Genomic DNA, 15,916 nt, shown 5'->3' on the forward strand with positions numbered 1-15,916 from the left:
TATAACAAATAGAATAAATGTGCAATATACTTTTAACTTTTTTAAATAAAAAATAAAGCAAATGATTTAATTTCATTTACTTTATCTTTCTTTGGAATTTTAAATATATTTAAACTATAAAAAATTTGGCTGATTAATCATCATTATCTATATTTTCTACTTCAATATTTTTTATACTTCCTGATTCTGCATTTATTTTTATTTCATACTCTTTATTATCTTTTATTATTTTTCCTTCATATTCATTGTCATCACTATCAAATTCAAATTCTACTATTTTACCACCGTTAACTTTATTGTTCATTATTTCCTTTGCTTTTTCATCTGATATTTTATGTTTTGATGAAGTTATATTGTTATCATCTTTGTCATCTAAATCATCATTATCGTCTTCAATTATATTATTATCTTTTATTAACTTTGCTTCACATTCAACTACAACTCCATTATTAGCATTTACTTTAATTTCATATTTAGCATTTCCCATTATTATTTTTCCTTCATACTGATTATCATCACTATCAAATTCAAATTCTACTATTTTTCCTCCGCCAGCTCTCTCTAACATTATTACTTGAGCTTCATTTTTCGTTATATTATTTTTAAATTTATCATCTTCTATTGTTTTTATATTTTTATTATTTTCTTTTACACCTATATTATCATCTGCAAAAGCAACTCCTCCTAAAGTTATACCAATACCTACTGTTAAAACAGCTATTCCTAAAGCGATTTTTTTCATATTTTATTCCTCCTAATTAAACTATTTCTCAAACTTTCTCAATTTTATTTTTCACTATTAAATACAATAATATTTTAAATTTTAGGGCCCTTTTTCAATATTTTTTAAAATTATTATTTTCATTATTAAATACAATATATATTTTTTATTTTGGGACTTTTTTAAATTAAAATTTGTTTTTACCCTATTACTTTTCTTTTTTAATTTTATAAACTTTATAAATTAACTTATATTTTATACTTTCTTATATACATAAAAAAAGTAGCTCTTTTTCAGCTACTTAATTTAAGTTAATAATAACTAATATTATATTAATTCATTTTTCAAGTTTTTAAGCCTCTTCATTACATTATTTTCTCCCTTTCCAAAATAATCATGAAGTATTTTATATTCTTTAAATAGTCTACTATAAAGCTTAACATTTTCCTCAATAGGCTTATATGTCTTTTCTTTTTTTCTAGCCATATATTTTGAAGCTTCACAAATATTATCATAACCACCATTTTCCTTACCTGCAATAGCTGCTGCAAGTATTGCTGAACCTAATGCTGAAGCTTGATTTGAATCAGATATATTTATTTCTTTATTTAATACATCTGAATAAATTTGCATCATCATTTCATTTTTTTGTGCTATTCCTCCAGCTGCATATATTTCTTCAATATTAACGCCTTCATTTTCAAATGCATCTATAATTATTTTAGTTCCAAAAGCTGTTCCTTCAATTAATACTCTATAAATCTCTTCAGGCTTTGTTAAAAGAGTATATCCTATAATTGCTCCTGTTAAATCTGCATCTGTAAGAATACTTCTATTTCCATTAAACCAATCTAATGCAATAAGCCCACTCTCACCTGGCTTTTGGTCTTTTACTTTTTCACATAACAACTCATGAATATTTATATTTTTATTTTTTGCTTCATATTCATATTCTTTTGGTACACCATTTCTAACAAACCAATCAAAATGATCCCCAACACAAGCCTGTCCAGCTTCATAAGCATAATATCCTGGTATTATTCCATCTTCAACAACTCCACTTACACCATCTATAAATCTTTCTTTATTATCCATCATTATATGGCAAGTTGATGTTCCCATAATCATAAGCATTTTACCTGGTCCTACAATACCTAAAGCAGGAAGTGCTGCATGTGCATCTACTATTCCAGTTGCAATTTTTATTCCTTCTTTTAAATTTAACTTATCTGCCATTTCTTTAGTTAAAGTTCCAGCACATTCATCTAATCTTTTTATATTATTACTAAGTTTTTCTTCTGTAAAGTTTTCTAATCTACTATCTAATTCACTTAAAAATTCTTTTGATTCATATCCACTTTCCTTAGACCACATTCCTTTAAATCCAGCACTACATATACTTCTACTTTCAATTCCCGTAAGCTTTAATATAATCCAATCAAGTGCCTCTATTATTCTATATGAATTATTATAAATTTCTTCATCTTCTTCTATAAGTTTCATGACTTTAGGAACAAGCCATTCTGAAGATATTTTCCCACCATATCTTTTAATAAAGCTTTTTCCTTTATTAATTGCTATTTTATTTAACTTATTGGCCTCATCTTGTGATGAATGATCTTTCCAAAGCTTAACATAAGCATGTTTTCTATTTTTAAATTCTTCTTTAAAACATAAAGGTTCATTATTTTTATCTATTGGAAGTATAGTACATGCTGTAAAATCCACTCCAATTCCAATAATATCTTCTTTATTTATTTTACATTCTTTTATAAGATTAGGTATTTTATATAAAACGTCCAAATAATCTTGTGGATGTTGAAGTGCAGTATCAAGTGGAAGTTTTGTCTTTCCATCTGGCATAAATTCATCCATAACACCATGTTTATAAGAAACTTCTTTAACTCCAATTTCTTTTCCATCTTGTACATCTACTAAAAGTATTCTTCCTGATAATGTTCCATAATCAATTCCTATTGTATATTTAGCCATATCTCTCCCCCTATAAATTAAGCTTATTTAAATCTTTAAGAAAACGTTATCTCATAGATTAATTATATTATCTTAAAATAATTATAGCTACCCTAAAATCACTTTAAGGTAGCTATTTTAATGAACTATATTATAATTTATTAATGGTCATCTCTATTATTTTCTTCCTTATCATTATCCTTTTCATTCTCATCATCTTTATCTGATTTATCATCTTTTTCATCATCATCTTTTTCATTTAAATCCTCATATCTATCTTCAATTTCATCTCTTATTTCTTCATTTAAATAAACAGGATTACCTTTCTTTTTAAGTAATTTTATAAGTTCATCTACAGACATACTTTCTATTTGATCTTCTAAATCATCTTCTATTTCTTCATCAGCTTTATATCTACCAAGACTTATTCCCTTATCAGTAGCTATTTTACTCTCTTCCTTTGTTCCATGCATATAAACTATCTCAACACCATTAAAATTCTTTCTGATTGTGTTCTGAACATTTTCTTCAAAAGTTTTATCCTCTTTATTATTTAAAAATGCAAATCCTACAATCATAGAATCTTTATTTTTTATTTCTTTATTATTTTCAATATAATCTTTTAATATTTTTGTTGCATCATTAAGACTTTTTCCTTTTAATTCATCAATATTTATTTTATTTCCATCATTATTTAAACCTTTTGTATTTAATACTATATTTTCCTCATCAACTTCAAGTCCTATACTTGGATTTATATCTAATGTTACTAATGCATAAGGTGTTAAAATGTTATTTATATATTTACTCGTTACATTAAACGTTACTATTAAACATATTAATGCTGCTGTGACTATAGGTATAATAAACTTTTTATTTTTAAATTTAGATACATTTTTATCTTTAACAACATCTTTTTCAGTGAACATTATTGTATCTCCAACAGATAATTTACCCTTTAATTTTATCTTTATTACTTCACCACTATTTATCATAACTATTGCAAACTTATCATTAATATCAATAACTATGCCTTTATAATACATACAATTACCCCCTTATCCAAAGTATTAAATTTCTATACCTTTTAAAAAATATTATTATAAGAGAAATTATAAATTTCTTACTTCTTTTTAATACTTTTTCAGTAACTAAATACTTTAAAGACATATTTTTTATTGGCAGTCTTTTTTTGCTATACAAAAATGTTGTAATTTCAATATCCTTACTTGCCTTTTCTGATATATTAATAGCATTTTTTCTAGTGTCTTTATGTTTTGGTGATTCATCTACTAGGTCTTCAAATGTAAGCTTGAATAACTTTAGTTCATTTTTTAATTTATCTATTTCATTTAAAAGCTCCTCTTTATCTTCTATGGGATTGCTTATTAAATTAGTTATATCAATTCCTAATTCATTATATTTATCTATAGAAACTACATTATTATTTTTACTTTCTTTAATTAAATAATTTTTTACTCTACTTTCAATTACAAGCTTTGCAAAAGAAATAAATGCGCCTTTTCTCTCATCATACTTTTCTAAAGCTTCTAAAAATCCCATTAAACCTATACTAAATTCTTCATCATTTTCAATTGAAACATATTTTCCAGTTACATTAGAAATCGTATTTATTATAAATCCAATATGCTCTTCTATAACATCGTTTATATTATCTTGAATGAACAATTCATTTATCATTTAATCCCCCTATTATTCATATTTTATTAACCATTAGTTCATAAAATAATTATACATTATTTTCTCTTTCATTAATAAATACAATGTTAAATAATATTTTTGGGACTTTTTTATAATAAAAAAGCATATAAAAAAATAGAAAATCTATCTTTTTATATGCTAAATTAATCTCATTTATAAAGCAGCAATTATATTATATATATTTACTAAAATAATTAATATCAAAACTATATTAAACATTCTTAATATATTCTTTTCTGAAACTGTTTTATTAAGTTTATAACCTATAAATCCTCCAAGTATTCCTCCAATAATCATAAGAGGAAGTGCTGTTAAATTATAAACTGCAAATCCAGTTGTAAAAGCTACTGATAGTATTTTAGCTCCTTGAGAAAAGAATATTACAATAATTGAATTTCTTGCAGCTTCCTTAGCTTCCATCTCAAAAAATATTGCAAATATAGCTACATTTATTGGACCTCCACCTATTCCTAAAAATGCAGCAATAGCACCTAAAACTATACCAATTAATATTATTATAAAACTATTTTTCAAATTATAAGTTTTTAATTTATTTTTATATCTCATATATATAAATACAAATAATAATAGTACTATAAGCATTATACTTTGAAGTATTGATATACCTGATGTATCCTTTGACATAGAAACTAATACTCTAAGTATTTTTTGTCCAACTATACCACCTATAATAGATCCTATAGCTAATATAGAAGTATTTTTAAAATTTATTTTATCTTTTTGTTTTATTTGCTTTGCAATAGAAACAACTGCCATTGCAAATATTGTTGCAGAAGATAAAAAGTTAACCGTTGGAAGAGTAAATATATTCATAGATTCAAGTACTGGTTTTATTATAACTCCTCCGCCAATTCCAGATGATGCACCTATTGTAGTTGCAATTATAGCAACTATAAAACAAATTAATTCCATTTATAAAATCCTCTTAATTTATAAAACCTTTTAAGGTTTTACATATGCAAAGCCTTCATTTTGTTTTTCTATAAGCTCCATAACTCCTGCAGGTACAACTTTTACAAAAGCTAAAAGTTCATCTTTATTTATATTGAATTTATTTAAACTATTATTACAAGCTGCAATTACAACTCCATTATCAGATACATCCTTTAAATCACTAAATACACCATGTTCTTTAGCATAATCTTCTTTTAAATTAAATATTGGATGTCCATGAACTAATAGTTCAATAATTATGTCTTTATTTAATTTTAATAAGTTTTTTATGTTGCCTAATGCAACTTCTAATTTTCCCTCTTCATCTACATGTAAAATTACTTTCATATAAACCATCTCCTTTATTACTTTAATTGTATCAGACTATATTATTTCTTCTGTTTCTAAAGTATAAACATTAATTGAAGTTTAATAGTAATTTCTTATATTATATATAACTATTTGTTTATATAACATAAAAAGCCGACTTTAATAAGTCGACTTTTTATTAATTACCAACACTTTCATAAGAAGAAAGTCCTTTAAGCCATATAAAATAAGCAACAAATATTGCTATAATTCCAATTATAAAAGTCATAATAACACCTATAAAAAAACTTTCTTTTCCTAAAAGATATGCTCCTGGATAAAATCCTGTAAAAGCAAAAGGGATTATATATGTTAAAAAGTTTTTTATAACATTAGGATATATTGTAACTGGATATTTAGAAAACCCACTTAATTCATAGGCCATTTGTAAATGTCTAAAGCTTGTCTTAGTCCAAAAAGCTATTGAAGCAGCTGCAAGTTTTATAGCTGTATATATAAGAGTTCCTCCAATTATAGCTAATATAAAACCTATTATTGTAATTGGAGTTACATTAATATGAAGCTTAATTCCAGAAAATACAACTAATATAAGTCCCACTATAAGCTCTCCAAATCCTTCTGGTTGAAATCTTTGTGCTATAACTTGAAATAATGGATTTAAAGGTCTTAAAAGATATCTATCAAGTTCACCATTTTTAACAGAGTGTCCACTAAATATCCAAAGGTAATCTGTAAATACATGATCTATTCCTCTTGGTATTTGTGAAAATCCATATATAAATATTATTTCATAAAATCCCCAACCTTTAATAGACGGAATATTATTAAATATAAGACCTATAAATATTAATGAAGATAATTGTATTAAGATAAATCCTATTAAGCCATACATAAAGTCTTCCTTATATTCCATTAATGTTTTTATATATTGCTTTAAAAACTGAATATATATTTTAAAGTATCTCTTCATATTTTAGCCCCCTTGTATAGTTAATTTATTAACTACCCTATTCCACATAACCTTTGATAGTCCTATAAGTATTAAAATCCATATAACTTGTAATATCATAGAATTAACTATTTGAGCTACCGATAACTTATTTAAATAAATCATTGCAGGTGTATAAACAATAGAACTAAAAGGTAGAAAGTTAAATAATTTTTGAACTAATTCTGGGAAAAATGTAAGCGGTATAAGACTACCTGAAACTAACATTACTATAGCTTCTGCTATTTGTCCTACTCCCCAAATACTATAAAATTTAAATGCTAAAAGTCCAAATATATAACTATAATATGTGTTTATTAAAAGACCTAAAAACATACTTAATATAAATAAAACAATTGATCCAAATGTAATGTTTACTCCATTTATAATTCCATATGATGTTATTCCAATTGCACCTGGTAAAAATAAAAGTACAAACATAAACATAAATTGTCCTATGCTTGCAGCAACCATTCTTCTTCTATAATTAATTGGTTTTATTAAATTCATTGCAATAGCTCCAGTTTTTACATCATCTGAAATCATAAAAGAAACATCACTTGAAGTTACAATTCCAATTAAAAAAGTAATCATAACATAAGTTAGCATTTCATTTAAAGTAAAGCCTTTCATTACACTATCTTGGGAGCTACTATATATTGCTTTCCAAAGATAATATGTTACAATAACCATTATAACTCTGCCTATTACTGCCATAATAATATTTGATCTATATGCAGCAAATTCTTTAGCTCTTCCCTTTGCAAAAGCTTTATACACCCTTAATTCTCTTAAATCCATAGACTACACCTCATTTCTATAGATTTTCTTTATTATATCTTCTATACTACTTTCATTTAAGGCAAAATCTAAAACTTTTACATTTTTCATAACATAATAAAGTATTTCTGAAGATGATATTTTATTTTTATTAAAATTAATTATAATTTTTGAATCTTCTATATCAAAACTTAAATCTTCTATATCTAATTTAAATTGTTTATCTAATCCTAAATTTTCTTTTAATAAATCTCTGTCTCTTTTATCTTTTATTTTTATTTTTATTTCTAAACTTGCCATATAACCAAATTTATTTTTTATATTTTCAAGACTTCCATCATAAATTTTTATTCCTTTATCAATAATTATAATTCTATTGCAAAGCTCTTCAATATCATTTAAATCATGCGTTGTTAAAATTATTGTTGTTTTAAACTCTTTATTTATTTCTTTAATAGCTGTACGAACTTTCTCTTTTACAACAACATCAAGTCCAATAGTTGGTTCATCCAAATAAAGTATTTTAGGATTATGAATAAGTGATGCTGCAAGATCCGCCCTCATCCTTTGTCCTAAAGAAAGAGTTCTAACAGGTCTTTTTATAAATTCCTCTAAATCTAAAACATTATTTAAAAATTTCATATTTCTCTCATATACATCATCCTCAATATTATAAATATCCTTTAATATTGTGAATGTTTCAGAAAGTGCTAAGTCCCACCAAAGTTGCGTTCTCTGTCCAAATACAACTCCAATATCCATAGCATTTTTTTCTCTTTCTTCATATGGTACTATCCCATTTACAATAACTCTTCCAGATGTAGGCGTCATTATTCCTGTCATCATTTTTATTGTCGTTGACTTTCCAGCTCCATTTGCTCCAATATAACCAACTACTTCACCATCATCTATTTCAAAAGAAATATCTGATACTGCTTTTTTTGTTTCATATTCATTTGAAAATAAAGATTTGACTGCGCCCTTAAAACCTCCATCTTTTTTTCTTAATTTAAAATCTTTTGTTAAATTCTCAACTTTAATCAAGTATATCCCCCCTTTATCCATAGCTTTATTAACGTTTACATTTAAAACTATATTTTGGAAACGTTTCTAATTAAAAGAAAAACTTTATAGATTAGCGTAATAATTATATCACATTTTTACTTATTATGGTAAATAACATTCATTATTTGTCTTATTTTTATACAAATCCCTATAATTAAATTTATAAAAAATTACCTCTTTAAATATATAAAAATAATATTTATATATTTAAAGAAGTATAATTTAATTTTTAATTATAAAATTTTTCTTTTAATTTTCTTTCAATTAAAAACATTGGAATCATTAAGGAAATTACTTCAACACCCATATTTATAATAGATAAATACTCTGGTCTTACTGGAATTAATATTTTATTAAATACTATAAAAATAAAAAGTACAATTCCAACCTTCATCCAATATTCTCCACAAAGTGTATTAGCATATCTCCAAGTTTCAATAGATTTAATTGCTCTTTTAGTTCTATACCCCAATCCACTATTCATGTCCTTAAGCGGATTTTTATAAAGCATATAACCAACAGCTATCATAGTTAATGGAATTAATAAATCTGTAACCCAAAAGAAAATCTTCATAGTTTTCCCTCCCATAAATAAATTTTATTTTATAATTTATTTTTATTCTCATTTACTCTTCCATAAACACATATAATATTTATTTTTTAATTAGCTAAAATAATTTTATTACTTATTCCTAGTTAATAGAAATCATTTACAAGGAATATATTTATTGATAACTACTATACATAAATCTATTTTCTTTATATTTTTTGAATATATTACTTTATTTTCCTTTATTATAAACTTTATTTATAATAAAATTAATGAACGTTTATTAAATTAATTATTAATTATTAAACGGTAATATTTATAAAAAAATTACCTTCTCAAGTATATAAATACTTATATACTTAAGAAGGTATAACTTAATTATAATATTTACTAACTATGAAATTTATCTTTTAACTTCTTTTCTATTATAAAAATCGGAATTATTAAAGCACCAATTCCAATAACCATATTTATAAGTGATAAATTTTCTGGTTTCATTGGTACTAATAATTTATCAATTACTACTATCATTAAAACTATTAATCCAATCTTTATCCAGTATAATCCGCAAAGTGTATTGGCATATTTCCATGCCTTAATAGATTGCTTAGATCTCCTTGTTCTATATCCATATAAACCATTTATATCTTTAGGTGGATTCTTATATAAAATATAGCCCATTATTATCATAGTTAATGGAATTAATAAATCTGTAACCCAAAAGAAACTCTCCATTATTTTACCCCCCATAAATTTTCTCTATATAAATTTATTATATAATAACTTTCAAATTAATGTAAATTTCTATTCTAACTCTGTTTCATAAACTTTATTATTCTTATCTCTAAAATATAATATTGAACTTATAAACCCTACAAATAAAATTACTACTCCAACAAAAAATGTAAAACTAAATCCTTTTGAAAAAGCTAATGCTACATTATCTCTACTAACACTTTCAAATAAATTTAAATAAGAATCTCTCTTCATAACCATTAAACTTACAAAAAGTGATAATCCCATAGCTGCTGATATTTGTTGAACTGTATTTATTATTGCAGTCCCATGAGGATATTCTTTTGGCTTTAATTGATTTAAACTATTAGTTTGAGATGATGTCATAACAAAAGGCATTCCTATATTTAAAACACAAAGAATTACAATTATATTTATATAACTTGTATTAACTGAAACCATAGACAACATAAAGAAACATACTGTAAGAATAATAAACCCTATCCTTACAACATTTTTAGCTCCAAATCTATCATATATATTACCTGTTATTATTGATGTTATAGCATTTATTATACCTGCTGGAAATATAGCCATACCAACTTGAAGTGGTGTTAAATGGTACATTCCCTCTAAGTACATAGGAATAACTACTAAAGTCTCAAATAAAGTCATCATTGACATCATTATAAAAATTACACCAATTGAATATTTTTTATTCTTTAACACTTTTAAATCAAGCATAGGTTCATTTAATTTAAATTGTCTTTTAGAAAATAATACTAGTGATACAATTCCTATTACAAAAAATATTAAACATGTCTTACTTCCAAGAAGACTAAATCCCATAATTATTCCACCAAATCCTGATGTTGAAAATATAATTGATATTATATCTATACTAGGATTAGTGCATTCTGTTACTTCTTCTAAAAATTTATATCCACAAATTATAGCAATTAATATTAAAGGAACTTCTATTATAAATAAATAACGCCATGATAAAGCTTGTATTATTATTCCTGATATTGTTGGTGCAATTGATGGTGCAAATAATATTACAAATAATCCAAGACCTACAGCAGCCCCTCTTTTTTCTGGTGGATTTATTACTACAATTGTATTCATCATTATTGGAACTAACATTCCTGTACCAGTAGCTTGTACTAATCTACCTATTAGTAAAATATTAAAATTTGGTGCTATTGCTGCAATTATTGTTCCAATCAAACATAAAAGCATTGCCCCTAAATATAATTTCTTTAAAGTAAATTTTTGAATTAAAAATGCAGTTACTGGAACTAATATACCAATAACAAGTAAATATCCTGTACTTAACCATTGTATAGTTTGTGCTGAAACATTTAATTCTTCCATAAGCTTTGGAAGTGCAACATTAACTATAGTTTCATTAAATAATGCTAAAAATCCTCCAAATAGGAGAACCCCCATAATTTTAATAACTTTTTCTTTTGATATCATAAAAAACTCCTTTTAAAATAATTAGACCAGTCTATATAATTTTTAGAAAAATAATAAAGGGATTTCCCCTTATTATAAAATCTTTTATGTAAACTTTAATTAAGTAAAATATTATTTTACTTTATGTATTGATTGATTATTGCTTTAATATTATCTTTAACTAATATAAGAGAACTGTTATCCTTTTTAGTTAATGCCATCACTATAGCACCTTCTATCATTATCTGAATTATTTTACTTAAATTTTTAGCATCTTCTATACTTATATTAAGTTCTTTAAGCCTTTCTTCATAAAGACTTTCCCATTCTTTAAACGTTTCGGCACAAGCTTCTCTTAAAATTTCATTTGTTTGTGAAGCTTCTAATGCTAACAAACTTACAGTTACACCTTTTACTATTTCTTCTCTATTTATTATGTCAGAAACATTTAATATAACCTTTTCAATTCCTTCTATTGGATCTTTTGTCTTAAATAAATTTTCTCTTATTTCTTCTCTTACAGAATTTTTAACTACTTCAATTGCTTCTAATGCCAACTCTTCTTTTCCATTTGGAAAATAATAATAAAGTGATCCCTTTGGAGATTCACTCCTTTTAAGTATAGCGTTTAATCCTGTTGCATGATAACCATTTGAAAAAAACATTTCTGATGCTGTTTTTAATATTTTTTCTCTTGTATCTATTTTATTTGCCATAATATCTCTCCTAATAATTATAACGATTGGTCTATATATAAAATACTTTCTAATAGTATAATTGTCAACTAATAAAATTTTAAAGAAGAGTCAATAAAGCATCTATTAATTGAAGAATTATAGTTTTAATATTTTTTGTAGGTCCAGCATACTGAATATCCCTTAATTTTTCAGTTAATTTTTTAAAATCCATATAATCACCTCAAAATATTATTTACTAAATCTATTTATATTTTCCTAATGTATCATTTTTATTTATTAATAATGCTATCATCAAAATTATTGGAAATACTATAAACCAAACTTTTCTTGTAAATATAGCTATTGTGTATCCAATAATCAAAAATAATATAGCTATAAAGTTCCTTATTATCTGACCCTTATCCTCAAATTTAAATAATTTTTTAAATGAATTAAATAATAATACTCCATATATAATTCCTAAAACTAAATATAAATATATTTCAAGTAATTGTTTTTCCACATTATCCTCCTGGTATTTTTTACTATTTTTATTAATTATACCTAATTAAATTAGTTTTTTAATGAACTTTATTTAAAGAAACTATTAAGTAAAAAAATTAGAGAGCTATAAAAACTCTCTAATTAAAATACAATTAATACCATTATATTATTTTATACATTACAGCTTCATAAGGTCTTAACATTAAATCATTAATATTTGTACTTGAATCCTTATAATTGCTTATTAATATATTTGCATCACCAGTTATATTTTCATCTAATTTAAACTGGACCTCTTTATCATAAAAATTACATATTACTAATATTTTTTCTCCATTTAGTTCTCTAACATACGCAAATACATTTCTATTATCCTTATTTAATAATTTATAATCTCCATATACTATTACTTCATTTTCTTTTCTTATTTCTATAAGTTTTTTATAATGATAAAATATTGAATCTTTATCTTCTAAACATTTTTTTGCATTTATATAAGTAAAATTTGGATTTACTTTAAGCCATGGATTATGCTCTGAAAATCCTCCATTTATTGAATCATCCCATTGCATTGGAGTCCTAGCATTATCTCTTCCTTTAGCATAAATAGATTCCATTATATCATCATGATTATAACCATTTTCTATTCTTTCCTTATACATATTTTTAAGTTCAATATCATTATACTCATCTATAGTGTCAAACTTAATATTTGTCATACCAAGTTCTTCACCTTGATAAATATATGGAGTTCCCTTCATTCCATGTAAAAGTGTTGCAAGCATTTTTGCACTTACTTCTCTATATTCCTTATCATTTCCCCATCTTGAAACTATTCTTGGAAGATCATGATTATTCCAAAATAAACTATTCCAACCATCAGAACTTAATTCTATTTGCCACTTTGATAATACTCTTTTTAAATCTAATAAATTTAATTCTTTTAAATCCCACTTATCTTTTCCTTCAACTTGATCAAGCATTATATGTTCAAATTGAAATACCATACTTAATTCATCTCTATCTGGATTTGAATAAAGTTTTGCAGTATCTGGAGTTACACCCCATGTTTCTCCAACTGTAAGTAAATCATGCTTTCCAAAAGTATTTTTATTCATCTCTTTTAAATACTCATGTAGCATTGGTCCATTTTCTCTAATCATCTTATCTGGAATTTTCCCAATCAAATCAATAACATCCATTCTAAATCCACCAATGCCTTTATCTATCCAAAAATTCATAATATCATAAATTTCTTTTCTTAAATCTTCATTTTCCCAGTTTAAATCTGGTTGCTTTTTACTAAACAAATGTAAATAATACTCATTGCTTTCCTTATCAAATTCCCAAGCACTTCCACTAAATGCTGATCTTAATTCATTTGGTTCTTTTGAATTTACAGGTTCTCTAAATATATAATAATCTCTATACTTATTATCCTTTGATTTTTTAGCTTCAATGAACCACTTATGTTCATCTGATGTATGATTTACTACTAAGTCCATAACTATTTTTATTCCATGTTCTTTTGCCCTTTTTATAAGCTCATCCATATCTTTCATAGTTCCAAACTCGTCCATTATATCTCTATAATCACTTATATCATATCCATTATCATCATTTGGAGACTTATATACCGGACTTAGCCATATAACATCTATTCCCAATTTTTCTAAATAATCTAATTTTTCTATAATTCCTTTTATATCACCAATTCCATCATTATTACTATCATTAAAACTTCTTGGATATATTTGATATACTACTGAATTATGCCACCATCTTTTTTTCATAAAATTATCCCCTTTTTACTTAAACTATATTTTAAAATAATGCTTATCTTATATAAAATTTTATAACTTTAAATTAAACATTTACTTAAAACATAACCTATACTTTATTTTTTATAATTGTATTATAAAATCTTATTTTAATTATTTCTTACGAATTATTGATTTAAAATTACGTTATTTTGACTTTTATATTTAAAACATTATTTAAATAAATATAACACTTATAACCTAAATTATTTACAAAATATATCTTTTTACATAAAAAAGCCTTTATAGACAAATAATTTTATCTATAAAGGCTTTTTTGAAATTATATTATTTTAAATAATCTTCAATTGCTTTTATTATAATCTTTCCTTTTATTAAACTATCACAAATAACTTAAGTCTTTTATTTAATCCAATATTTTTATTAATTCATCTAAATTTTCTTTAAGCTTCAATAACTTTTCTTTTGGAAGTCCAACTGAACAAAATAATTTCATTGGAACATCGCTAACCTTCTCTTTAAGTTCCATACCTTTTTCAGTAACTTCCACAATAACAATTCTATCATCTTCAATATCTCTGTATTTTTTTATAAGCTCCATACCTTCTAATTTTTTAAGAAGAGGAGTTAGTGTTCCAGAATCTAAATGTAGTTTTTTACCTATATCCTTAACACTTATATTTTTATATTCCCATATTACAAGCATTGTTATGTATTGAGTGTATGTTAAATTATATTTACTTAATATTGGTTTATATCTTTTTATTACTTCCCTTGATGCAGCATATAAACTAAAACATACTTGATTATCTAATTTTAACGTATCTTTCTTATCCATGAACTTTCACCATAATTAATCTTTCTAAATTTAATTTTATACAATTATTATGCTATTATCTTTTAATTTATATGTCAACATTCTATAACTTCATTATTTTATTTAATTTTAATGATTCTATACTTTCTTCTGTATGTGTTCCTAAATAAACTGTATCATTTTCTTTAATAAATTCTCTTACTTTATTTAAAGTATTTTTAGCTAATTCTAAATCTTCAAAAACAACTGAAAGTTTATTTTTTCTCAATGCCTCATCTGTATAAGTTACATCTCCATAGAACATATAATATTTATTATCATATTCTAATATAGCAATTGAATTTCCCTTTGTATGTCCATAAGCAGGAAGCATATATAATCCGTCTAAGATTTTTTCACTTTCACTAAAATTTTTATATTTTCCATCTTTAAAATTAACCTTTATTATATTATCTCCATCTAACTCCATATCTTCTGCTTCTATTTCTGATATATATATTTTTGCATTTTTAAACATTCGTAATTCTCCAGTATGATCTGGATGTTTATGAGTTACTATAACCTTATCTATGTCTTCAACTTCATATCCTAAGCCATTTAAAGCCTCTAAAAAACTTTGAATATATTCTCCTGGATATATCATCTGACCTTCCTTTTTTTCTTGTTCTTTAATTTCCATTGGAAGTCCTGTATCTATTAATATAACCTCATTCCCTGTATCTATCAAATAATTTTGTAAACTTGATTTATATTTTTTATTTAAATTTATTCCTTCTTTTCCTGAACCTCCAAAAGCAAACCCTTCTGTTAAATATCCACCTTTATAAAATTGTAGTGCTTTAATTTTCATATAACTCTCT

17 protein-coding genes are annotated in these 15,916 nt (G+C 24.4%); all 17 read right to left on the reverse strand.

Annotated features, from left to right (window positions below):
* Positions 1 to 133: 133 nt before the first annotated feature.
* A complete protein-coding gene (locus O212_RS0111495) occupies positions 134 to 742 on the reverse strand; it encodes a PepSY domain-containing protein (protein ID WP_024615253.1) in 609 nt (202 codons plus the stop codon).
* Positions 743 to 1,048: 306 nt separating this feature from the next.
* On the reverse strand, positions 1,049 to 2,713 hold the full coding sequence (locus O212_RS0111500; protein WP_024615254.1) for a ribulokinase: 1,665 nt from the start codon (positions 2,711 to 2,713) through the stop codon (positions 1,049 to 1,051).
* Positions 2,714 to 2,853: 140 nt separating this feature from the next.
* Positions 2,854 to 3,738, reverse strand: coding sequence for an anti-sigma factor domain-containing protein (locus O212_RS0111505; protein ID WP_024615255.1), 885 nt, complete (start codon positions 3,736 to 3,738; stop codon positions 2,854 to 2,856).
* 4 nt (positions 3,739 to 3,742) lie between these two features.
* Entirely contained in the window at positions 3,743 to 4,393 is a 651-nt protein-coding gene (locus O212_RS0111510) for a sigma factor (RefSeq protein ID WP_024615256.1), read from the reverse strand.
* Between the two features lie 174 nt (positions 4,394 to 4,567).
* On the reverse strand, positions 4,568 to 5,347 hold the full coding sequence (locus tag O212_RS0111515) for a TSUP family transporter (protein WP_024615257.1): 780 nt from the start codon (positions 5,345 to 5,347) through the stop codon (positions 4,568 to 4,570).
* Between the two features lie 30 nt (positions 5,348 to 5,377).
* Complete coding sequence (locus O212_RS0111520; RefSeq protein ID WP_024615258.1) at positions 5,378 to 5,716, reverse strand: DsrE family protein; 339 nt, start codon at positions 5,714 to 5,716, stop codon at positions 5,378 to 5,380.
* 160 nt (positions 5,717 to 5,876) lie between these two features.
* On the reverse strand, positions 5,877 to 6,668 hold the full coding sequence (locus O212_RS0111525) for an ABC transporter permease (protein WP_024615259.1): 792 nt from the start codon (positions 6,666 to 6,668) through the stop codon (positions 5,877 to 5,879).
* Between the two features lie 3 nt (positions 6,669 to 6,671).
* Complete coding sequence (locus tag O212_RS0111530; protein WP_024615260.1) at positions 6,672 to 7,487, reverse strand: ABC-2 family transporter protein; 816 nt, start codon at positions 7,485 to 7,487, stop codon at positions 6,672 to 6,674.
* 3 nt (positions 7,488 to 7,490) lie between these two features.
* On the reverse strand, positions 7,491 to 8,516 hold the full coding sequence (locus O212_RS0111535) for an ATP-binding cassette domain-containing protein (protein ID WP_173391492.1): 1,026 nt from the start codon (positions 8,514 to 8,516) through the stop codon (positions 7,491 to 7,493).
* A 244-nt stretch (positions 8,517 to 8,760) separates the two neighbouring features.
* Positions 8,761 to 9,105: an SdpI family protein gene (locus O212_RS0111540; protein WP_024615262.1), complete on the reverse strand. Its 345-nt coding sequence runs from the start codon at positions 9,103 to 9,105 to the stop codon at positions 8,761 to 8,763.
* A 366-nt stretch (positions 9,106 to 9,471) separates the two neighbouring features.
* Positions 9,472 to 9,816 carry an SdpI family protein gene (locus O212_RS0111545; protein ID WP_051373012.1) on the reverse strand — a complete coding sequence of 115 codons (345 nt, stop codon included), beginning with the start codon at positions 9,814 to 9,816 and terminating at the stop codon, positions 9,472 to 9,474.
* A 69-nt stretch (positions 9,817 to 9,885) separates the two neighbouring features.
* Positions 9,886 to 11,298, reverse strand: coding sequence for an MDR family MFS transporter (locus O212_RS0111550; RefSeq protein WP_024615264.1), 1,413 nt, complete (start codon positions 11,296 to 11,298; stop codon positions 9,886 to 9,888).
* Positions 11,299 to 11,414: 116 nt separating this feature from the next.
* Positions 11,415 to 11,993 (reverse strand): TetR/AcrR family transcriptional regulator, encoded by a 579-nt coding sequence (locus O212_RS0111555; RefSeq protein WP_024615265.1) that lies wholly within the window; start codon positions 11,991 to 11,993, stop codon positions 11,415 to 11,417.
* Positions 11,994 to 12,216: 223 nt separating this feature from the next.
* Complete coding sequence (locus O212_RS0111565) at positions 12,217 to 12,477, reverse strand: hypothetical protein (RefSeq protein ID WP_024615266.1); 261 nt, start codon at positions 12,475 to 12,477, stop codon at positions 12,217 to 12,219.
* 142 nt (positions 12,478 to 12,619) lie between these two features.
* Positions 12,620 to 14,251 carry an alpha-glucosidase gene (locus O212_RS0111570; RefSeq protein ID WP_024615267.1) on the reverse strand — a complete coding sequence of 544 codons (1,632 nt, stop codon included), beginning with the start codon at positions 14,249 to 14,251 and terminating at the stop codon, positions 12,620 to 12,622.
* A gap of 394 nt (positions 14,252 to 14,645) precedes the next feature.
* The gene (locus tag O212_RS0111575) at positions 14,646 to 15,077 is read right to left on the reverse strand and encodes a MarR family transcriptional regulator (RefSeq protein ID WP_024615268.1); all 432 of its coding nucleotides are present in this window, start codon (positions 15,075 to 15,077) and stop codon (positions 14,646 to 14,648) included.
* A gap of 82 nt (positions 15,078 to 15,159) precedes the next feature.
* A complete protein-coding gene (locus O212_RS0111580; RefSeq protein WP_024615269.1) occupies positions 15,160 to 15,906 on the reverse strand; it encodes an MBL fold metallo-hydrolase in 747 nt (248 codons plus the stop codon).
* Positions 15,907 to 15,916: the final 10 nt, after the last annotated feature.

Source organism: Clostridium sp. Ade.TY, assembly GCF_000498355.1.
Lineage (GTDB): Bacteria > Bacillota > Clostridia > Clostridiales > Clostridiaceae > Clostridium.